Raw genomic sequence first — 20,675 nt, forward strand, 5'->3', positions numbered from 1 at the left:
CCGCGGCTCTTCGCAATGAGAAAACCGCCTTCCTGACGCCGGCGCCGGGAAGGCGGTTTCTGATCCTCCGTGATTTTTCGCGGACCGTTACGCTTCGAAGGTACCCTTGGCGAGCACCTCGCCGTCGCGCATCATCACGCGGCCGCGGCCGATCAGCGTGCGCAGGCGGTAATCCTTGTCGAGGATCATCAGGTCGGCGTCGAAGCCCTTTTCCAGACGGCCCTTGCCGGGCAGCTTGAGCCAGGCGGCCGGATTGGCGCCGGCGAACGCGAAGATCTTTTCCAGCGGAGCGTCGCCTGCGCGCGCGCAGTCGCCGATCGCCTGCAGGATGGAAGCCGGGTCGCCCACGCCCATGCCGGCGAAATTCCCCGCCGCGTCGAAGCGCGGCATGCTGCCGTTGCCGTCGGAGCTGAAGCAGACGTGCGACAGGTCGGCCCTCTCGGCCACGTAGCGGGCAACCGCGCCGGGCGTCTTTTCGTCGGCGGTGATGTCGGCCACGCCGCCGGCCTTGACCCAGGCGACCGCGTCGTCGAGAAGCTCGGGGCAGCGCGTCGTGTGCGTCGGCATGAACTGGCTCAGCGGCACGCCGGTGCCTTTGACGGCCTCGCGCAGCGGTTCCAGCCCCGAAGCCTCGCTGCCCATATGCACGCAGACGACGCCGGCTTTGCCGGACAGCATCCCGGCCACGCGCGCTTCGGAAACCAGCGCGCGGATCGTCTCCACCGCAGGATGCGAAGAGCGGTGATCGGACAGCGCGATCTTGCAGCCGATGACCTTGTCGATCCAGGCGATGTCGTGGCCAACCTTGCCCGTGATCGTCGGTCCGGGCAGCTGATAGGAGCCGGTGTACATCCACGTGCTCAGACCTTCGATGTCGAGCGCGCGGGCTTTGGCCAGCAGTTCGGTGAGCGAGCGGCTGAAGCCGTCGGTGCCCAGCAGGCCGACCGCGGTCGTGATGCCGGCCTTGACGAACGTGGAAAGCTGCGCGGGCGGCGTGCGGAAGTTGAACGCGCCCTCGCCGCCGGCGCCGCCGAAATGATTGTGATGATCGACGATGCCGGGCGCGGCGATCAGCCCCCCCGCGTCGATCGTCTCGAGACCGGGGATCTTTACGTCGAGCCCTTTTTCCATAGCGGCGATTGCGCCGCCAAGGATCAGCAGATCGGTCAGGCCCACGTGCTCGGGCGCGTACAGGTCGATATTCTTCAGAAGCAGCGGATTATGCATTTATTTTTTTCCTCGATTCGCAACAAACGATCCATAAAACTTCACGAAAAGAAATCGCAGGCCGGTGCGGTCTGCGATTTCCTGTCCCAAAACGCGATTATTTGCTTTCCGCAGTCTTGTTGCGGAAAATCGCGATGTTGCAGAACGCGTAGATCCAGGCCAGCACCGCGCCCGAGTAGCACATGATCGTCCAGGGCAGATACTCCAGCACCGGCACGTCGAGCACCGACGCCATGTAAACGCCGGCGGCCGACCAGGGGATCAGCGGCACGACCACCGTGCCGGAATCCTCGAGCGTGCGGGACAGCACGTTGCGGCGGATGCCGAACTCGTCGAAAGGATCGCGGTACATGATGCCGGGCATGATGATGCTCAGGTAGGAGTTGCCCGTGCCGAGCGCGGTGATGATGCCCGTCAGCGAGGTGGAGAACACCAGGCGGCCGACGCTGCTCTTGATGAAACGCTCGCGCATGGCGTTGGTGATCACCTTGATCGTGCCGGTGCACTCGAGCTGCCCGGCGAAGATGTAGGCGAAGAACACGACCACGACCGAGCCGGACATGAAGGAAAGCCCGCCGCGGCTGAGCAGGCTGTCGACCATCTTGACGCCCGTCGCCGCCTTGGGGCCGCTGGCCATGATCTTGACGATCGCGGGCAGCGAATGGCCCTGCATCATCGCGAACGGTATGGCCGAAACCATCGACGCCCAGAGCACGGGGATCGTCGGCTTGCCCATGTAGGAGAGCACCAGCATGACGCCCGCGGGGATCAGCACGAGCGGCGTCAGCTTGTAGGATTTCTCGATCGCGCCGACGATCTCGTTGATGCGAGTCATGTCCATTGTGTCGGCGCTGGACGAGCCGACGTAGGCGTACACGGCCAGGCCGATGCAGAACGCCGGCAGCGTTGTCCACATCATCGACTTGATGTGGTCCATGATGTCGCACTCGGCGGTCGCGGCCGCCAGGACCGTGGTGTCGGAAATGGGGCTGATCTTGTCGCCGAAGTAGCTGCCCGCGATGACCGCGCCCGCGGTGGCGGCGGGATTGATGCCAAGACCGTGGCCGATGCCCATCAGCGCCACGCCGAACGTGGCGGCCGAGCCCCACGAAGTGCCCGTCAGCACCGAGGAGATGGCGCAGATCACCGAGGCCGAGATCAGGAACGTGCTGGGACGGAGGATCGACAGGCCGACTTTGATCAGATAGGGTACCGTGCCTCCGGCCATCCAGATGGCGATCATCGGGCCGACGATCAGCAGGATCAGGATCGCGCCCGAAGCGCGGGCGACCATCGGGATGACGCCTTCCTTGAACATATAATCCCACGTGAAGCCGTAGCCGAACACGTACACGACCGTCGTCGCCAGCGCGACGATCAGGCACAGCATGCCCGTGTCGAAATTCATGAACAGTTTGCCGACGACCATGATCGCGAGGATCATCACCATGATCGCAATCGCGCCGCCCAGTCCGACTTCCTTGTGCGGCTTTGCTGCTTTGTGCGGCTTTGCTGCTTTCTCTGCCATACTCCTTCAACCTCCTGCACCAAAAACAAAACCGTGCCCTTCGTCAGGGCCCTTTACGCCGCCAGCCGGCGCCAAAACGCCGGCCGCAAAAAAGCGAGGCGTCGCCCGGCGGGCGACAAAAGATTGGATACAGATTCGAATCCACGCGATTAGTATAATTAAAAATATTTCTCCTGTCAACGGAAAATTTTTCGGTGCGGAAAAACGTCCCCAACGCGGCCGGAAATGGAAAAGACGGGAACGCGCGCAAAAAAAATGACGGAGCGCCCGCCGAGAGCGTCCCGTCATTGAAAAACGCGCGTTACTGCCTTTCTGTTTCCTCCAACAGAGAACGGTAACGGAACGTGTTCAGCACGTGCTCTTCCATCAGCCGGCGGCTGCGCTCGGCCTCGTGGGCCTCGAGCGCGTCGATGATCAAGGAATGTTCCTTCCAGCTCGGCACGTTTTCCCCCGTCGAACGCGTTCGTTCCCGATAAAAACGGGTATAAAGCAGCGTGTACATCGTGGAGCGCCAATAACTGCTGTTGAAGAAACGCAGCAGGTACACGTTGCCGGAAAAAGAGACGATCAGGCGGTGCAGCTCTTCGTTCAGCTGCGCGTACTGCGCTTTCTCCTCGGGAGTTTGCCGCTTTCGTCCAAACAGCTCCGCCTCTTTGGCGTTGATCGCGCGCAGCACCGTCACGTGCTCCGGCGTGCAGCCATGCGCCAGCCACGCCGCGGCGGCCCCCTCCACGGCGGCGCGGCTGTAGAAGATCTGCCGCATGTCCTCCGACGACAACGCCGGCAGCAGATAGCCTTTGCGCCCCCGCTCCTTGATCAGGATGCCCTCCGCGACCAGCCGGCTGAGCGCGGTGCGCAGCGGCGTGCGGCTCATCGACAGCCGTTCGGACAGATCCGGCTCGAAAAGCCGCTGCCCGGGAACGATCTCGCGCTGACGGATCAGCTCCACCACGGTGTTGAACGCGCGCAGCTCGGCGTTTTGCTTCAACGCTTCTACCTCCTGCTCCATCGAAAATCTCCCTTCCGACGTCGCTCTCGACGCTCGAAAAACGTTCCTCCGGCAATGAAGCTCCGCCGAACGGGAACTCTCTTTCCGGATATCCGCTCTCTATTGGCTGGTGCGCGCGGCGAGACGACGGCTTTTCAGCTTCCAGCGGCCGGAGTTGAAATAAAGCCACAGCAGCGCGCCGCGCACGCCCAGGTCGAGATCCATGGCATACCACGCGCCGGCCAGTCCCAGCCCCAGCCTGTTCACAAACAGCCAGGCCGCGCCCAGACGCAGCCCCAGCATGGAAAAAATGCCCAGCCACAGCGGCATGACCGTGTCGCCCGCGCCGCGCAGCGCGCCCGAACTGGTCAGCGCCGCGCCGAAAAGCGTCTCAACCCACGCCACGATGCGCAGCGCCCGCGCGCCCTGTTCGATCACCGCCGTGTCGGACGTGAACACGCGGATCAGCCATTCGGCCCCGAAATACATGCCCGTGCTCACCACCGCCATCACGGCCAGACAAAGATGGATGCAGGCCCGCCCCTCGGCCTCGGCGCGCCGTTCGTCGCCCGCGCCTAAAGCCTGACCGACCAGAGTCGTGGCGGCGATGGCAATACCGTAAACGGGATTGTAGCACACGCCTTCGGCCGTCGTCGCCAGATAATGCGCCGAAACGGCCACCGTGCCCAGCGCGGAGATCACCGACATGTAGAGGATCTGCCCGCTGGAGAGCACGATGCGTTCGGCCGCGATCGGCAAACCGACGCGCAACAGATCGTTCAGGCGTTTTTTCTCGAAGCGCAGGAACCGCGGCGCCGACAGTTCGAGATCGCTCCGGCGCCGTCTCAGCGCGGCCGCCATGGCAACCGCCGCCAAAACGATCGAAACCGCCGTCGACACCGCTGCGCCGCGCACGCCCCAGCCCATGCCCCACACCGGCAGGCCGCCCAGCCAGTCAAGATTCCGGCTGGGATAGATGAGCAGAAAGTTGCCCGCCACGTTGCACAGGTTGGCGGCGACGGAGATCTTCATCGGCGTCACCGTGTCGCCGGCGGACTGGAGCACGCTCGCCATCGAGCGTTCCGCCACGAGGAAAGGCAGGGACGCGCCGACGATGCGCATATAGGCCGCCGCGTCGGGCGCCACGTCGGGGGCGGCGCGCATCCAGGCGACGTACAGGCCGGCGCCAGTTTCGGCGGCCGCGGTCATGCACAGGCCGATCAGCGCGCCGAGCGCGACCGCCTGCGCGGCGTAACGCCCCGCCAAGGCGTAATCCTTCGCGCCCCAGCAGCGCGCCACCAGCACGGAAGCGCCGCCGGCGGCGATCATCGTCACCGCGTAGGCCAGCCACATGGGCTGCGCGTTCAGCGCCGCGGCCGCCGTCGCCACGGCTCCCAGCGAACCGACCATGGCCACGTCGACGATATTCACCAACGTGAACATCACGTTTTCGAAGACAGCCGGCAGCGCCAGACGGATCACCCGTCTCAGCGTGTCCCGACGTTTTTCTTCCATGCCCTTCCCCGTCCCTTCGCGCCCACTTTACCAGTTTCGCGGCGTTTTTGCAAAAAACAGACGGGCCGCGAAAAAAGCCGTCGATCGGAGTAATCGACGGCTTTTTTTGTATATCATGTTTTTCCTCGCGGCGCCAAGCCGGCCGCTTTTCGAAACGGCGCGGGCGTTACCCGATTTTACTCGCCTTCGCCCTCTTCGATGTGGACCGTCCTCAGCTCGTAGTCGAGCGAGCCCATGCCGATCTTGGCGCCGTGCTCGAACTGGGCGTGGGGAGCGGTAGTCGGATGAAGGAGCTGGAACTTGTCGTCGCCCTCGTGGAAATGATGTTCCTCTACAGCCGAACCCGAAGCGGCCATGACCATATCGTAGCAGGCTTTGTCGAGCGCCACGGGATCGGTGCTGGCGGCGACGCCGATGTTGGGGACGATGGGCGTGTCGCTCCAGCCGCAGCAGTCGCACAACGGCGTGATGTCCATCATGACGTTGATGAAGAGGGGACGTTCCTTGTCCTTGATCGCGCCCCAGGCGTACTCGGCCATGCGGCAATTGAAGCTCGACTTGTCCTCATCGGCCGTCCAGATCATGCCGACGGCCTGAGTGGGACAGACGGTCATGCACTCGCAGCAGCCCAGGCACGGCTCGGCGTGGATATGCGACGTCGTTCTGCCGGCGGCGTCTTTCTCCATCGTGATGGCGTGGCCGGGGCAGTTGCGGAAGCAGCGTCCGCAGCCGATGCACTTTTCCTCGTCGACTTCGAGACGCACCGCGTGCTGGGCTTTTTTGCCGCGGGCCGGCGCGCAGCCCATGGCGAGGTTCTTGATCGCGCCGCCGTAACCGGCCGCCACGTGTCCCTTGAAGTGCGAGACGACGACGAGCGCGTCGGCTTCGGCGACGGCGGCCGAGACTTCGACTTTTTTGAAATACTGGCCGTCGATCTCCACCTCGCGGAAATCGTTGCTCTTCAAGCCGTCGGCGATAATCAGCGGCGCGCCGGTGACTTCGTAACCGAAGCCGTTCTCGATGGCGGTGATCAGATGATCGACGGAATTCTTGCGGCTGCCCACGTAGAGCGTGTTGCTGTCGACGAGGAACGGCTTGCCGCCGCACTTCTTGATCTCGTCCACGACGGCGCGGATGAAAATGGGGCGCAGATAGGTGTCGTTGCCTTTTTCGCCGAAGTGCAGCTTCACGGCCGTGAGCGCGTCTTTCGTCACAGTCTTTTTGAAGTCGAGGGCCTCGACGGCTTTTTTCAGCACGTCCACCTTGCTGACTGCGGGCGTGAAGGGCGCGAACCAGACGACCGGCTTTTTGTTTTTCATTGCGTGATCCCCCCTGTGGATTTTTCCGCGGCCGGTCCCCCCGGGCCGGCCGCGGCGGTTCGATTGGAAGTCTACCACATAAAGCGAGCTTCAGGTCAAGGGTTTCGCGCGGCAAAACAGGAGATTCCGCCGATTCGCATTTTCGCGCGCGCTGGCTTATAATTTCTTTCTGGACGATATCATCAGGATTCAAGGAGTGTTGCCGATGAAAAAATTTTTCCCGTTCGCCGCGCTTTTGTTCGCGTGCGTTTCCGTTCGCCCGGCCGGAGCCGTCGACGCGCTGTCGGTCATAACCGGCGGCGCGGCGGGGACCGCCGTCGCGGCGTCCGCCGATCAGACAGCCGCCAAAGACGAGATCCCCCAGCCTTACGTCCCATCAGCCGACGCCGAAGCCGGCAACGCGCGCCTCGCCGAGATCGAACAGATCTTCGCCGAATGGGAACACCTGACCGCCGACGAAGCCGCCGCGCGTTTCGGCGTCACCGCCGAAGAGGTCACCCGCCGCATCGAAAACCTGACGCTGCTGAAAAACGCCTATCCGCGTCTCGTCAACGCCATCGGGCGCAAAAAGCAGGACGACGCCGACCTGGCCCGGCAGAAGGGCGATCCCAGCTCGCCCGAACTGGCGCTGAACGACAAGCCGCCCTACAAGCTCGGCTACTACGACGCGTACATCGCCGGCCTCGACGATATCCGCAAGCAGATCGACGACGCCAAAGAAGGCCTGGCGCGTTTCGACTCGTACGCCGCGGCCTCGCAGAAGCTCGTCGAGGAGCGCGAGGCGGCGTGGCGCCTTGCCCGCGACAATTATCAGAAAGCGCGGAACCAGAAGACCTCCTGGCAGCTCCAGGACGCCGCGTATCTGCTGGAAATCGCCCGGGCCCAGCTGATCCTCGACGGTTTTGAAAAAGACCGCGCCGCCACCGCCCTCGCGAAATACGAGCTGCAGTACCAGCGCCGCGGCTATCTGCAAAAATATATCCGCGAGAACCTCGACCTGAGCGCGGAGGGCTTTGCCGCCCAGATCGCCGCGCTGAACGCCGAGATCAAGAAGCTGGAAGACACGCGCCCGGCCCTGAACCGCCAGGTCAAACAGGCGGAAGCCGCCGCCGAAACCGCCGAGATGAAATACGCCGCCGTCGCCGACGGCAAAGACAAGGGCGCCGCCCAGCTGGAAATGAGCTACCGCACCGCCGAGCGCGACCGCTACCGCCTGCAGCTCGAACAGCTTCAGGAGACGCTGGTGCTCCTCGCCGAACGCAAGCGCCTGTGGACGCTGCGCTACGACCTGGCCCGCGGCGCCGTCGACGAAACCACCATTCCCGCCGCCGTGAAGAACATGAACGCCGAAGTGCAAACGCTCGAAAGCAATCTCCTCGACGTGCAGAAGGACCTGCTCTCGCTGCAGAGCCGCCAGTCCGCCATCGGCAAAATGCTCGACAGCGGCGCTACCGAGGCCAAATACCTGCCGGGACTGAAAAAATACAGCTCCGCCGTGCAGGCCGCCATCGACAGCTGCCTCGGCTACATCGCCGCCGTTATCTCCCTGTCCGCGCAGGAGCGCGCCTTCATCGGCGAACTGCAGGAGACTTACAGGACCGTGTCCGCCTTCGACAAGCTCCGCGCCTTCTGGAAAGCGCACGCCGCCACGCTGCTGAACACCGAGCTGTGGCAGAGCGGCGGCTACGCCGTGCGCCTCAAGGAATTCCTGATCGCGCTCGCCATCATCGTCTTCGGCACATGGGGCGCCCGCAAACTGGTGCACATGTTCTCGTGGGCCGTGGGCAAATACTTCAAGTTCGACGAGACCAGCCGCCGCACCTTCGACCGCTTCGTGTTCTACCTCGCCGGCATCGCCATCTTCCTGACGGCGCTGCACATCGTCGGCATCCCTCTGACGGCCTTCGCGTTCCTCGGCGGTTCCGTAGCCATCGCCATCGGTTTCGGCGCTCAGAACATGTTCAAGAACCTCATGGGCGGCATCCTGCTGACGCTCAACCGCCCCTTCCGCATCGGCGACGTCATCGAAGTGGCCGGCGTCTCCGGCACCGTCACCGACCTGAGCGTGCGCTCCACGCTGATCCGCACGTTCGACGAGAAGGAAGTCCTCGTCCCCAACAGCCAGCTGCTCGACAACCAGCTCATCAACTGGAGCCTGTCCGACGCGCTGCTGCGGGTCAACGTCGACTTCGGCGTCGAGTACGGCACGCCGGCGAAGAAAGTCAGGGACGCGGTCCTGCGCATCGCCGACGCCAATCCAAAGATCCTCAAGACGCCCGCGCCGTGGGTCCATTTCGCCGATTTCGGCGACAGCGAGCTCAACTTCTCGCTCTACTTCTGGGTCAACCAGAAGATCGCCAGCGGCATGAAAGTCAGCGGCGAGATCCGCGAGGCCATTCAGGACGTCTTCGCCGAGGAGGGGCTGCGCATGGCCTATCCGCACATGGACGTCAGCATTTCCTCCGCCGGCGTGAAAAACGGCGCGCCCCAAGCTGCGGAGAGCGAAAAATAACGCGCCGCCAAAGCTCTCCCGCGCGGAACGCGACGAGGGGAGGCGGACGACCGCAGAGTCGTCCGCCTCCCCTCTTTTTTTGTTTTGTCCTCCCGTTCCCCGCCCGCGCGACGCTACGGCAGTTCCCTGTGCGGGATCAGCGAACGGTGGATCTTCGCCACGATCTTGCGGATCCGCCCCGGCGTTCCCGGCGCCACGCAGGGACGGTGGGCGTCCCCGGGGAAGAAGACGGCGAACATGCCGCCCGTGCAGTCCAGCGTCAGCCCTTCGCCCTTGAAGAACTGGATGTCGCGCTTTTCGTCGTACTCCCCAAGCGGCGTCACCCGAGCCAGCGGCGCATAGCCGATCAGCTCGTCGCCGGCGAGCGTCATCTGCACGTCCACGAACTCGCGATGCGCCTCGAAAAGCGTCCGCTCGAGCGGCTTCGTCTCCGGCTCGTCGATGGAAAACCACGCCTTGCCGGGAATCAGCTCCGTCGTGCCGACCGGCAGCTCCTTCAGGTCGGCGCGGGCCAGCTGGCGCACGGCCCAGGCAAAGACCTCGCCGAGGCCGCTGTAATTCCTCGCATCGTCGATATGCGCGTAAATCATGGACTCTCTCTCCTTCGGATAAAAACGCCGTTTACTTGAAACTGTCGAAAAGCCCCTTCACCTCGTAGCCGGCCACCCGGCGCGAGGCGAAAGAATCGTACAGGCGCATGGACGCTTCTTCCAGCGCCGCGGGGCGCACGCCGATGCGGATCGACTCGCGCGCTTCGATGTAGGCCGACAGCTTGTCGCAGACCTCTATGACGCGGCCGTCGACGGGATCCATCTCGTCGCGCCCCTCGGCGTCGGCGAGATCGCGGCCGATGACGCGCACGCGGCCGTTCGTGCGGACGCGGTTTTCGAACTCGTCCATGACCATGTAGAGCACGTCGTCGCGCCACGCCGGCGGCAGCAGCGGGAACAGGTTCTCCTCGACGCCGCGGCGTTCCAGCTTCTTGACCAGCTCGTCGAGTCCCTTGACGGAGCGCTTCACGGGCGAAATGATGTCGCGCGTCAGCACCTCGGGCAGGTCGTGGAAGAGACCGCCGTAAAAATCGTTGCGCCGCCGCCGCGCGCCCGCGCCGATCTCGAGCGAGATGAGCCAGCTCAGCAGCGCGACCACCAGCAGATGGCCGAGCACCGACGTGGGCGGCAGGCGCTGGATCTGCGCCCAGCGCTTCTGGAACTGCAGCTGCCCGACGAGGCTGATCAGATCGTTGAAGGCGCTGTGCTCCGACGAAAGGATGTCGCCCACCGCGGCCAGATCGCGGTATTTTTCGATCTCGCCCATGATCTCTTCACGCGTCTTTTCGATGCCGTACAGCGGCTTGCTCCAATAGTAGATGAAGCCGAACTCCCAGCGCGTGGCGACGTAGTGCGCGGCGCCGAGGATACGGTCTTCGAGGCTGTCGGGGACCGATCCGAGATAGGCGCGGCACTGCTCGCACAGCGGATAACCGAGCGGCGACAACAGCGGTTCGAGCTGGGCGTAGACCCAATCGTTGAGCTGACGCTGCTGCGCGCGGTCCTGCATGAGGCGGTGAAAGACGGGCGGCTTGATGTCGGTGACGAGCACGCGGTGCAAAAAACTGAACGCGCCGTTGGCGATGAGCCGGTTCCAGTCGACGGCGCGGCCGCGGTCCTCCTCGGCGCGGGCGATGAAATAGGCGATCATCGCCTTGTGCGCCTGCTTGTCGATCTCGGTGAACTGGGCCGTGCGCGGATGGTCGTTCCAGCGTTCGATGCTCGAAGCGGAAAAAATCAATTCCATCAGGCCTTTTGAAATCATGAAACGTTCGTCCCTCCTTCAGCGGGGATTCCGCACCGATTATAATGGATCGGGACGTTTTATGACAGCCCCGCCGGTCTTCATGTATTATAATAAAGGATCTTCGAAACCGCGCTCTCGTTTCGAAGACGAACAGGAGGTTTGACCATGAAAAAAATCATCCGGACGCTGCTGACGTTTCTGATCCTGACAGTCCCGCCGCTGACGGCGGCGGCGCAGCAGCCTTCCCCCGAAGAACAGGCCGCGGAGAAATTCTTCTTGAGCCGCAACTGGAAGTCCATCGAAACGCTGCTCGAACAGCGGGAAAAACTTTCGCCGCGCGCCCTGTCGCTGGCGGCGAACGCGCTTTGGTATCAGTCGCGCTGGGGCGACGCTCTGGGAGTGATGGAACAGATCGGCGGCCGCTATCCCAGAAGCGTCGTCCCCTATGCGAGCCTGCTCAAAGCGCTGGCACTGGAACGCACCGAACGGCCCCGGGAAGCCTATCAGGCCGGGCTGGCGCTCTATCAGGCAAAAGCCACGCCGCGGCTGGCGCGCTACTACGCCATGTATCTGCTCTTCCGCCTCACCGAGAACGTCGACGAGAAGGAAAAGTGGCTGCGGCGCATGGCCGACGCGACCACCAGCGACGACCAGGAAGCGGAGATGCTGAGCGAGCTGGCCAAGCTCGGGCGCATGAAGTCCGCCGACGCGCTGCGCCTGCTCAAACTGGAGCCGCGCAACGCCGCCGCGCTCAAGATCGCCGCAAAAGCGCCCTCGTCGCTGCAGCGCAGCTACCGCCTCGGCTACGCCGCCTACCTCGCCGGCCGCTACCAGGACGGCGTCAACTTCCTGAGCCAACTCAAATGGGGCGGCGCTTACGGCGAGTCGGGGACCTACTATCTGGCCATGTGCTGGCAGCGCTTGGGGAAGCCGCAGCTGGCCGCGCCGTTTTTCGAGAAGCTCGTTTTCAAAAAAGACGGCGATTACGTGGCCCGCTCGCTCTCGCGCCTGTCGCTGATGATCGGCGGTCCGGCGGAAAAAGCGGCGCTGGCCGCCCTGCTCAAGGCCGCCGACGACAAAGACGCGTTCCGCGCCTCGTCGGCGCTCTATTCGCTGGCTACCAGCCGATGGAGCAAAGCCGAAGAAGCCCGCGACGACTACATCGAACGCTTTCCCAGTGGGACGCGCGCGAACGCGCTGCTTTGGGGCAAGGGCTGGGACGCTTTCTGCCGCAAAGATTACGAGACGGCGCTGAAAAACTGGAAACTTTCGGCCGCTCACCCCGGCGACCTGAGCGCCGCCCGCCTGCTCTACTGGCACGTCAGAGCGCTGAACGCTCTGGGGCGCGTCGGCGAAGCGGAAAAATACGAGAAAGAACTGGGAGACGACCACGCCCTGAGCATCTACAGCTTTATGGCTTTCGACGGCGGCTCGCTCAAAATCGCCGACGCGCCGCTGCCGGAGGACCTCGCCCCCGCGCCCGCGAGCGAGCTGGAACGCTGGGGCTTCATGACCCACGCCCGCATGCTGCTGACCGGCAGAAACGACCTGCCCAGCCGGATGCGCCGCTCTCAGCTGGCCCGCTGGCTCGGCCTCGAGGGGCCGGCGTACGCCGACCTGCACGGCGCCATCGAGAGCAAACTGAAAGGCCGCGAGATTCCCCGCCCTCTGCTGGAGCTCGTCTACCCGCGTCCCTACCGCGCCGCCGTCGAGGCGCAGGCCGAAAAATACGGCGTCGATCCGCTCCTGGTCTGGTCGATCATGAAGCAAGAAAGCTCGTTCGATCCCCGCGCCACCAGCTGGGTGGGCGCGGCCGGCCTGATGCAGCTCATGCCGGCCACGGCGGCCGGCGAAGCCAAAAAGATCGGCCTGAAAAAGTACAGCTCCTACAATCCCGCCGACAACATCGCCATGGGCGCGTCGCACATCGGCGGCCTGATCGCCCGCTTCAAGCGCCTCGACTGGGCCGTATCGGCCTACAACGCCGGCGGCGGCAACGTGAACAAGTGGAACGCCGAACGCGGCGGCTGGGAGCAGGACGCCTGGATGGAAGGCGTTCCCTTCCGCGAGACCAACGATTACGTCAAAAAAGTCCTCGGCAACTACGAAGTGTACAAAAAGCTCTACGGCGACTTCTACGCCAGGCAGAAAGAGAAGCGCGAAGCCGCCCGGAAGGCGGCGCCCGGCGATCAGACGCCGCCCGTCCATGAGTAAGCCCGTCTGCTGGATCGCGGGAGCCGGCGAGTTTTACGCCCCCGCCTTCGCACCGCTGCCCGGCGATTACGTGATCGCGGCCGACGGCGGCTATGAATCGCTGCGCCGCCGCGGCGCCACGATCGACATGGCGCTGGGCGACTTCGACTCGCTGGGCTATGTGCCCGAACACCGCAACGTCGTGCGCTGCAATCCCGTCAAGGACGACACCGACATGGCGCTCGCCGTCAAAGAAGGACTGTCGCGCGGCTACGAGCGCTTCGCGCTGCTGGGGGGGCTTGGCGGTCGGCTGGCGCACACGCTCGCCAACCTGCAGACGCTGATGTACCTTTCGCGCCGCGGCGCGCGCGGCTTTTTGGCCGGAGAAAACGAGACCGCCACGGCGCTGACCGACGGCGAACTGCGCTTCAGCGCCGCGCACCGCGGCTACCTCTCGCTGTTCTGCCTGAGCGAGCCGGCCTGCGGCGTCACGCTGCGGGGCCTCAAATACGAACTGACGGACGCCGTGCTGGAAAGTTCCGTCGCCCTCGGCGTCAGCAACGAATTCACCGGCCGGGAAAGCTCCGTGGCCGTCGCCCGCGGCACGCTCGTCGCGCTGTGGCAGGACGGCCGTCTGGAAGAAATGCTGCGCGCTTGACGCGGGCGCCGCAGGGACTATAATTTCAAACGGGAACTCCATCACGCAGGGGAGTCCGCACAGGCGGGCTGAGAGGAGGCCGCTCGGCCTCGACCCTTTGAACCTGATACGGGATCATGCCGGCGAAGGAAGCGCTTTCTGAAAAATGACGGGGGAGAGCCGGCGCGCCGGTTCTCCCCCGTCATTTTTCTGCGGCGAGAATCGCCCCCGCGGCGAACGCCCCTGGTGAACACCTCTGATGGAAAGAAGGGAAACTGATGAACTGCTCAAGAGAATCGCTGCGCCTCTACGCCGTCACCGACCGCCATTGGCTGGGCGCGAAAACGCTGGCGCAGGCGGTGGAAGAAGCGCTGCGCGGCGGCGCCACGATGGTGCAGCTGCGCGAGAAGGATCTGCCCGACGGCCTTTTTCTGGCCGAAGCGCTGGCGATCGGATCCGTCGTGAAAAGATACAACGTGCCGCTGATCGTCAACGACCGCGTCGAGATCGCGCTGGCCTGCGGCGCCGACGGCGTCCACCTCGGACAGGACGACGCGGATCCGCGCGCGGCGCGTCTGCGGCTCGGGCCGCGCAAAATCATCGGCGTCTCGGCCCACAGCGTGGCGGAGGCCGTCGCCGCCGAGCGGGACGGCGCCGATTATCTCGGCTCGGGGGCGTTGTTTCCGACCGGCACCAAGGACAACGCCGCCGCGCTGCCGCTGGACGAGCTGAAACGCATCGCCGCCGCCGTCTCCATTCCCGTCGTGGGCATCGGCGGCATCACGGCGGACAATCTGCCGCGGCTGAAAGGCACGGGGCTGTGCGGCGCGGCCGTCGTCTCGGCGCTCTTCGCCGCGCCCGACGTCGAAGCGTCGGCGCGCCGCCTGCGCCGCCTCGCCGACGAAATCTTCGGCGCCTGAAATTTTTCCGCAAAGGAGTCTTTCCGATGATATGCAAAGTCCTCACGATCGCCGGTTCCGACTGCTCCGGCGGCGCCGGCGTCCAGGCCGACCTCAAGACCATGGCGGCCCACAAGGTGTACGGTATGAGCGCGATCACGGCGCTGACCGCCCAGAACACCACCGGCGTCTTCGGCGTGCTCGAAGCTTCGCCGGAATTCGTGGCGCAGCAGATCGACTGCGTCTTCGACGACATCCGCCCCGACGCCGTGAAAATCGGCATGGTGTCCAGCGCCGCCATCATCTCGACCATCGCCGCCCGGCTCAAGGCTTTCGGCGCGCGCAACGTCGTCGTCGACCCCGTCATGGTCGCCACCAGCGGCTCGCGCCTGCTCGACGAAGACGCGACCGGCGCGCTGCGCGGCGAACTGCTGCCATTGGGGACGGTGATCACGCCCAACATCCCCGAGGCGGAAGCGCTCTGCGGCTTCGCCATCGCCGATCACGGCGACATGGAACGGGCGGCGCGGCGCCTCGCCGCCGGCCTGGGCGGCGCCGTGCTGATCAAGGGCGGCCATCTGAGCGACTGCGCCGACGACCTGCTCCTCAGCGAAGGACGCCTCGTCTGGCTGAATTCGCCGCGCCTGGACAATCCCAACACGCACGGCACAGGCTGCACGCTCTCGTCGGCCATCGCCTGCCATCTCGCCATGGGCCGCGGCGTCGAAGAAAGCGTGCGCCGCGCCAAAGCCTACGTCACCGGCGCGCTGCGGGCCGGGCTGGATCTCGGGCGCGGCTCGGGGCCGCTCGACCACGCCTGGGCCGTCAGAGAAGCGGACTGAATACTGATTTTCAATGATGGCTTCCCATTGAAAATGCGGCGCTTCGGAGCGCCGCCGCGCGCTGCCGGCCGAAACGTTTTTCCGACTCTGCCGGAGTTGAAAACCATTTTTCCCAACTTCGATTCCTACGCTGAATCGTCACGTTGACACCGTGAGACGCCATTGTTATAATTTCGAAAAATCGCATAAAAAAATTTAAATAGCCACAGAACGGCCGTCAAAAGCTGACGGTATCATACACACAAGACGAGGTGTTTGCGCATGTCGTTATGGATCCGCAACGCGGCGATCGCCACCATGGACCGCGAGAACCCGGCCGCCGATTCGGCGGTCGTCGTCGGGGATTTCTTCGCGTACGTGGGCAGCGACAGGGGGGCGGAAGCCTATCTGCAGGAGCATCCGCAAAAAGATCTCGAAGTGCTGGACTGCGGCGGGGCATTTTTGATGCCCGGCTTCAACGACAGCCACATGCACTTCCTCCATTACGCCAAGTCGAAGCTGGGCGCCGTCGATCTGCGCGGCACGAAATCCGTCGGCGAAGTGGTCGAGCGCATGAAGAAGGGGCTGGAGAAGTACGACCCGGCCTCGGGGCTGTGGCTGCTCGGCGAGGGCTGGAATCACGACTACTTCGCCGACGAGAAGCGCTATCCCGCGGCGGCCGATCTCGACGCCGTGACGACGGAGTACCCGCTGCTGGTCATGCGCACGTGCTTCCACATCGGCGTGCTCAACTCCAAAGCCATGGAGCTGATCGGGCTCGACAAGGCCGCGGCGGAGAAGATGGGCGATTTCGCCGGCAAAAATCCCGACGGCACGCCCGACGGCGTCGTCAAGGAACATATCGTCGACAACATCAAGGCCAACCTGCCCGCGCCCGATTTGAAAACGCTGCTGGACATGGTGCTGGCCTGCCAGAAGGATCTGTTCGCCCGCGGCATCACCAGCATCCAGTCGGACGACTTCAAGTACACGCCCGACGGCTGCGCCTACGAGATGATGCGCCTGCTGCGCGACGCCTCGGAGGACGGGCGGCTCAAGGTGCGCTGGGGCGAGCAGGCGCTGCTGCCCACCAAGGCCGAGATCGACGAGTTCTTCGACCGCAAAGGCTGCGACGACAGCTACGGCAACCGCAGCTTCAAGATCTCCACGGTCAAGCTGCTCACCGACGGCTCGCTCGGGGCGCGCACGGCCTACATGCGACGGCCCTACGCCGACGATCCTTCGACGCGCGGCCTGCCGACCTACACGCAGGAAGAACTCGACGCGCTGGTGCTGAAGGCGCACGAGAACAACATGCCCGTGGCCATGCACGCCATCGGCGACGGCGCCATGGAGATGGCGCTGAACTCCATCGAGCGCGCCCGCAAGGCGATGCCCTACGTGCACCCGCGCCACGGCGTCGTCCACTGCCAGATCACCGACCGGCGCCAGGTGGAGCGCTTCAGGGAGCTCGACGCGATCGCCTTTATCCAGCCGATCTTTATCGACTACGACATGCACATCGTTTTCGACCGCGTCGGCAAAGAGCTGGGAAGCACGTCTTACGCCTGGAAGGATTACATCGAATCGGGCGTGCACGCGCCGTTCGGCACCGACGCGCCGGTGGAAGACTTCAACCCCATGCGCGGCCTGTACTGCGCCGTCACCAGCCGCGACCTGAACGGCGAGGGGCCGTTTTTGCCGCGGCAGATCCTCAGCCGCGAGCAGGCGCTCTACGGCTACACGGCGGCGGGCGCCTGGGCGACGCGCGACGAGGACGTGAAGGGCAAGATCAAACCCGGCATGTACGCCGACTTCATCACGGTGGACCGCGACCTGCTGAAATGCCCGGAACGCGACATCCTCGCCGCCACGGTCACGGCGACGTATATCGGCGGCGAAAAAGTGTTTTAAGGGGCCGCGCACGCGGATAAAACGACTTTTCTCAGGGGGGAAAACAAAAAAATGGCGGACAATCAGAATCTCGTTTCTCAGCTCAGTTCCGAAAAGACGGAGTTCAAGCGCGAGATCACGCTGTTCGGCGGCGTCAGCATCCTCGGCGGCATCATGATCGGCGGCGGCATCTTCTATCTCGGCTCCTACGTTTTGCAGCGGGCCGGCTTCAGCCTCGGGCTGGCGCTGCTGTGCTGGTTCGTGGGCGGCGTCATTTCGTTGCTGGGCGGCCTGTGCTTCGCCGAACTGGGGGCGATGATCCCCAAGGCCGGCGGCGTCACGGTGTACCTGAACACGGCCTACCACCCGCTGGTCGGCTTCATCAGCGGCTTCAACAGCTGGCTCCTGACCGGCCCCGCTTCGTTGGCCGCGGGCGCGGTGGCGCTGACGGCCATGTTCGGCCTCGGCGGCGTGGCGGCGCAGATCGTCGCTTCCGCCATCCTGATCGCCTTCACGGCCTACAACTGCTTCGGCATCAAGCGCGGCTCCGTGCTGCAGAACGTCACGATGGTCGCCAAGCTGATCCCCATCTTCATCATCATGGGCTCGGCGTTTTTCATGGGCGACGTCTCGCCCGATCTTTCCTTCACGCCCATGGACGGGCCGGTTCCGTTTTCCAAGGTGCTGAACATGATCGGCTTCGCCACGCTGGCGACGCTGTGGGCTTACGAGGGCTGGACGAACCTCAACGCCGTCACCGAGGAGATCAGGGACCCCAAGCGCAACCTGCCGCTGTCGCTGATCATCTCCATCTCCGGCATCGCCGTGCTCTACATGCTGTTCAACTACGCCATCTACCGCGTGCTGCCTCTGGCCGAGATCCGCGCCATGATCGAGGCGAAAAAGCTCTATCTGGGCACCGAAGTCGCTCTGCGCCTGCTGGGCGGCGCGGGCGGCATCCTCGTCACCGTGGGCATGGTCGTCTCCATGCTCGGCTCCATCAACGGCATGGTCATCGCCTTCCCGCGCAACTACTACGCCATGGCCAAGGAAGGGCATTTCTTCCGCTCGTTCGCCAGGCTTCACCCCGCCTACAAGGTCCCCACCGCGCCGATCCTCTGCCAGTGCGCCATCTCCATCGCCTACATCTGGGTGCGCAGCCTCGACCAGCTCACCAACCTGGTGGTCTTCGGCTCGATGCTCATCAACGTGCTGATCATCGCCGCCGTGCTGGTGCTGCGCAAAAAGCTGCCCGACCTCGAGCGTCCCTACAAGGTGTGGGGCGGCGCGTTCACCGTCTGCCTGACGCTGCTGATCAACTTCGGCATGATGGTCAACACGCTGGTCAACGACCCCGTCACCTGCGTCACCGGGCTTTCCGTCCCCTGCGTGGCGGCCTGCGTTTACTTCTACTTCGGCTACAGGAACAAAAGGGAAGAACAGCGGTAAGCTTCCGCACGGCCGAAAAACCGCGCCGCGGAGCAGGGCGGCCCGCCCTGTTCCGCGGCGCTTTTGCGACGGAGCGGAACGCTCCATCGGAGGTACGAAAAAAATGAAAAAATTCGCCCTTGTTAACGGGAAAATCTACGTGGAGCGCGGCCGCTTCGCGCAGGCGCTTTACGCCGAAGACGGCTTGATCCGCCTCGTCGGACGCGACGACGAGATCGGATCGGCCGCCGGGCGCGGCGTGGAAATATTCGACTGCGAAGGCCGCACGGTGATCCCCGGCCTCAACGACAGCCACATGCACCTGCTCGGCGTCGGCATGGAGATGTCGCAGCTGCGGCTGAACGGCGCGCGCTCCGTCGGCGAGATCGTCGCGCGCAGCCGGAAGTTCCTCGCCGAGCATCCCGATCTGTGCCGCCACGGCGTCGCCGGTATCGGCTGGAACCAGGACCTTTTCGACGAAGGCGAAAAGCGCCTGCCCAACCGCCACGATCTCGACAAAATCTCCGCCGACGTTCCTATCGTCGTCGAGCGCGTCTGCCGCCATATCGCCGCCGTCAACACCAAAGCCATCGAAATGCTCGGCCTGGGCAAAAATTCGCCCCAGTACGAAAACGGCGAGTTCGAGCTGGAAGCCGACGGCTTCCCCAGCGGCGTCTTCAAGGAACAGGCCGTCGTTCACGCCAGCCGGCTGATTCCGCCGCACTCCGCGGCCGAATACGAGGACATGTTCGTCAAAGCCGCCGATTACGCCGTCGCCCACGGCCTCACCAGCGTGCAGTCGAACGACGCCGGCTTCGTCCCCGTTCCCGTCGGCGCGCTGCTGGAGATCGTCGCCCGCGCCCACGCCGGCGGCCGCACGGCGCTGCGCTACCGCCATCAGATGACCTTCCGCGGCGTCGGCGACTTCGAAGACTTTCTGCGCGGCGGCGCGCGCGAAAAATATCACGACCCCGCCGCCCACGTCGAGATCGGGCCGCTCAAGCTCTTCAAGGACGGCTCGCTGGGCGGCCGCAGCGCCGCCATGAGCCGCGATTACCGCGACGATCCCGGCAACCGCGGCGTGGAAACGCTCTCCAACGAGGAGATGGACCGCTTCTGCCGGGCCGCCCGCGACGCCGGCGTGCAGGTCATCACCCACGCCATCGGCGACCGGGCCGTCGCCGACACGGTCGCCTGCTACGAGCGCGTCATGGAGGGCGGGAAAAACCCGCTGCGCCACATCGTCAACCACTGCCAGATCACCGACCGCCCGCTGCTCGAACGCATCGCCGCGGACCGCCTCTGCGTCGCCTATCAGCCGATCTTCCTCGACTACGACATGCACATCGCCGAGTCGCGCTGCGGCGCGGAGCTGGCGAGCACGTCCTACGCCTTCGGCACGGCCGCCGCGCTCGGCATACCCGTCGGCTACGGCACCGACGCGCCGGTCGAGGACTGCAACCCGTTCCCCTGCATCTACTCCGCCGTCACCCGCATGGACCGCCTCGGCCGGCCCGAGGGCGGCTGGTTCCCGCAGGAGAAAGTCGACGTCGAGACGGCGATCGACGCCTACACGGCCGGCAGCGCCTATCTCGAATTCCACGAACGCGACAAGGGACGCCTCAAGCCCGGCTTCGTCGCCGACCTGGCCGTGCTCGACCGCGACATCTTCGCCTGCCCGATCGAGCAGATCCGCGAGATCCTGCCCGCGGCGACCGTGATCGGCGGCGAGATCGTCTACCGCCGCTAGAGCCGCGTTTTTCCGGAACGGGACGCCGGAAGCGCGGCGTCTCCTTTTCCGCGGGCGAAAGAAAATGTTCCACGTGGAACATCCGCTCATGAAACGTTGAAAAAACCGCGACCGGCACGCATCGAAAAAAACACGTTCCGGCGCGGCAGTCATAAAACAAACGGAAAG

15 protein-coding genes and 1 riboswitch are annotated in these 20,675 nt (G+C 64.5%); of the genes, 8 read left to right on the forward strand and 7 right to left on the reverse strand.

From position 1 onward, the window contains the following. Nucleotides 1-87: 87 nt before the first annotated feature. The 5 genes from iadA to B0D78_RS04015 all read right to left on the reverse strand — a co-directional run bounded on the left by iadA (nt 88) and on the right by B0D78_RS04015 (nt 6,577). Nucleotides 88-1,227, reverse strand: coding sequence for a beta-aspartyl-peptidase (gene iadA, locus B0D78_RS03995; protein WP_078015698.1), 1,140 nt, complete (start codon nt 1,225-1,227; stop codon nt 88-90). A 97-nt stretch (nt 1,228-1,324) separates the two neighbouring features. Then, the gene (gene nhaC / locus B0D78_RS04000) at nt 1,325-2,755 is read right to left on the reverse strand and encodes a Na+/H+ antiporter NhaC (RefSeq protein WP_078015699.1); all 1,431 of its coding nucleotides are present in this window, start codon (nt 2,753-2,755) and stop codon (nt 1,325-1,327) included. A gap of 301 nt (nt 2,756-3,056) precedes the next feature. Next, nucleotides 3,057-3,764 carry a GntR family transcriptional regulator gene (locus B0D78_RS04005; RefSeq protein WP_078015700.1) on the reverse strand — a complete coding sequence of 236 codons (708 nt, stop codon included), beginning with the start codon at nt 3,762-3,764 and terminating at the stop codon, nt 3,057-3,059. Between the two features lie 99 nt (nt 3,765-3,863). Next, nucleotides 3,864-5,258 carry an MATE family efflux transporter gene (locus B0D78_RS04010; RefSeq protein WP_078015701.1) on the reverse strand — a complete coding sequence of 465 codons (1,395 nt, stop codon included), beginning with the start codon at nt 5,256-5,258 and terminating at the stop codon, nt 3,864-3,866. Between the two features lie 176 nt (nt 5,259-5,434). Next, nucleotides 5,435-6,577: a DUF362 domain-containing protein gene (locus tag B0D78_RS04015; RefSeq protein WP_078015702.1), complete on the reverse strand. Its 1,143-nt coding sequence runs from the start codon at nt 6,575-6,577 to the stop codon at nt 5,435-5,437. A gap of 205 nt (nt 6,578-6,782) precedes the next feature. Here B0D78_RS04015 and B0D78_RS04020 point away from each other — a divergent pair, with 205 nt between their 5' ends. Beyond that, on the forward strand, nt 6,783-9,089 hold the full coding sequence (locus tag B0D78_RS04020) for a mechanosensitive ion channel domain-containing protein (RefSeq protein WP_078015703.1): 2,307 nt from the start codon (nt 6,783-6,785) through the stop codon (nt 9,087-9,089). A 113-nt stretch (nt 9,090-9,202) separates the two neighbouring features. On the opposite strand, the gene B0D78_RS04025 is transcribed toward B0D78_RS04020, so the two are convergent. Both B0D78_RS04025 and B0D78_RS04030 read right to left on the reverse strand, forming a co-directional pair. After that, nucleotides 9,203-9,679, reverse strand: coding sequence for a YhcH/YjgK/YiaL family protein (locus B0D78_RS04025; RefSeq protein WP_078015704.1), 477 nt, complete (start codon nt 9,677-9,679; stop codon nt 9,203-9,205). A gap of 31 nt (nt 9,680-9,710) precedes the next feature. Further along, nucleotides 9,711-10,904, reverse strand: a complete 1,194-nt coding sequence (locus B0D78_RS04030) for an HD domain-containing protein (RefSeq protein ID WP_078015705.1) — start codon at nt 10,902-10,904, stop codon at nt 9,711-9,713. Nucleotides 10,905-11,051: 147 nt separating this feature from the next. On the opposite strand from B0D78_RS04030, the gene B0D78_RS04035 reads away from it, so the two are divergent. The 7 genes from B0D78_RS04035 to B0D78_RS04065 all read left to right on the forward strand — a co-directional run bounded on the left by B0D78_RS04035 (nt 11,052) and on the right by B0D78_RS04065 (nt 20,507). Beyond that, nucleotides 11,052-13,100, forward strand: coding sequence for a lytic transglycosylase domain-containing protein (locus tag B0D78_RS04035; protein ID WP_078015706.1), 2,049 nt, complete (start codon nt 11,052-11,054; stop codon nt 13,098-13,100). Next, a complete protein-coding gene (locus B0D78_RS04040) occupies nt 13,093-13,737 on the forward strand; it encodes a thiamine diphosphokinase (protein WP_078015707.1) in 645 nt (214 codons plus the stop codon). The genes B0D78_RS04035 and B0D78_RS04040 overlap by 8 nt, the downstream gene beginning before the upstream one ends. Nucleotides 13,738-13,774: 37 nt before the next feature. Continuing rightward, nucleotides 13,775-13,885: riboswitch (TPP riboswitch) on the forward strand. A gap of 109 nt (nt 13,886-13,994) precedes the next feature. After that, a complete protein-coding gene (gene thiE / locus B0D78_RS04045; RefSeq protein ID WP_078015708.1) occupies nt 13,995-14,636 on the forward strand; it encodes a thiamine phosphate synthase in 642 nt (213 codons plus the stop codon). Nucleotides 14,637-14,662: 26 nt separating this feature from the next. Then, entirely contained in the window at nt 14,663-15,457 is a 795-nt protein-coding gene (thiD, locus tag B0D78_RS04050) for a bifunctional hydroxymethylpyrimidine kinase/phosphomethylpyrimidine kinase (RefSeq protein WP_078015709.1), read from the forward strand. Between the two features lie 261 nt (nt 15,458-15,718). Next, nucleotides 15,719-17,350 (forward strand): amidohydrolase, encoded by a 1,632-nt coding sequence (locus B0D78_RS04055; protein WP_078015710.1) that lies wholly within the window; start codon nt 15,719-15,721, stop codon nt 17,348-17,350. 51 nt (nt 17,351-17,401) lie between these two features. After that, nucleotides 17,402-18,778: an APC family permease gene (locus B0D78_RS04060; RefSeq protein WP_078015711.1), complete on the forward strand. Its 1,377-nt coding sequence runs from the start codon at nt 17,402-17,404 to the stop codon at nt 18,776-18,778. A gap of 103 nt (nt 18,779-18,881) precedes the next feature. Beyond that, complete coding sequence (locus B0D78_RS04065; protein ID WP_078015712.1) at nt 18,882-20,507, forward strand: amidohydrolase; 1,626 nt, start codon at nt 18,882-18,884, stop codon at nt 20,505-20,507. Nucleotides 20,508-20,675: the final 168 nt, after the last annotated feature.

The sequence above is a fragment of the Pyramidobacter sp. C12-8 genome (genome assembly GCF_002007215.1).
Lineage (GTDB): Bacteria > Synergistota > Synergistia > Synergistales > Dethiosulfovibrionaceae > Pyramidobacter.

Coding starts and splice junctions, on each gene's coding strand:
- thiE (WP_078015708.1), top strand. CDS start 13,995: ATGAACTGCTCAAGAGAATCGCTGCGCCTCTACGCCGTCACCGACCGC.
- B0D78_RS04015 (WP_078015702.1), bottom strand. CDS start 6,577: ATGAAAAACAAAAAGCCGGTCGTCTGGTTCGCGCCCTTCACGCCCGCA.
- B0D78_RS04035 (WP_078015706.1), top strand. CDS start 11,052: ATGAAAAAAATCATCCGGACGCTGCTGACGTTTCTGATCCTGACAGTC.
- B0D78_RS04020 (WP_078015703.1), top strand. CDS start 6,783: ATGAAAAAATTTTTCCCGTTCGCCGCGCTTTTGTTCGCGTGCGTTTCC.
- B0D78_RS04040 (WP_078015707.1), top strand. CDS start 13,093: ATGAGTAAGCCCGTCTGCTGGATCGCGGGAGCCGGCGAGTTTTACGCC.
- B0D78_RS04030 (WP_078015705.1), bottom strand. CDS start 10,904: ATGATTTCAAAAGGCCTGATGGAATTGATTTTTTCCGCTTCGAGCATC.
- B0D78_RS04025 (WP_078015704.1), bottom strand. CDS start 9,679: ATGATTTACGCGCATATCGACGATGCGAGGAATTACAGCGGCCTCGGC.
- iadA (WP_078015698.1), bottom strand. CDS start 1,227: ATGCATAATCCGCTGCTTCTGAAGAATATCGACCTGTACGCGCCCGAG.
- thiD (WP_078015709.1), top strand. CDS start 14,663: ATGATATGCAAAGTCCTCACGATCGCCGGTTCCGACTGCTCCGGCGGC.
- nhaC (WP_078015699.1), bottom strand. CDS start 2,755: ATGGCAGAGAAAGCAGCAAAGCCGCACAAAGCAGCAAAGCCGCACAAG.
- B0D78_RS04010 (WP_078015701.1), bottom strand. CDS start 5,258: ATGGAAGAAAAACGTCGGGACACGCTGAGACGGGTGATCCGTCTGGCG.
- B0D78_RS04065 (WP_078015712.1), top strand. CDS start 18,882: ATGAAAAAATTCGCCCTTGTTAACGGGAAAATCTACGTGGAGCGCGGC.
- B0D78_RS04060 (WP_078015711.1), top strand. CDS start 17,402: ATGGCGGACAATCAGAATCTCGTTTCTCAGCTCAGTTCCGAAAAGACG.
- B0D78_RS04005 (WP_078015700.1), bottom strand. CDS start 3,764: ATGGAGCAGGAGGTAGAAGCGTTGAAGCAAAACGCCGAGCTGCGCGCG.
- B0D78_RS04055 (WP_078015710.1), top strand. CDS start 15,719: ATGTCGTTATGGATCCGCAACGCGGCGATCGCCACCATGGACCGCGAG.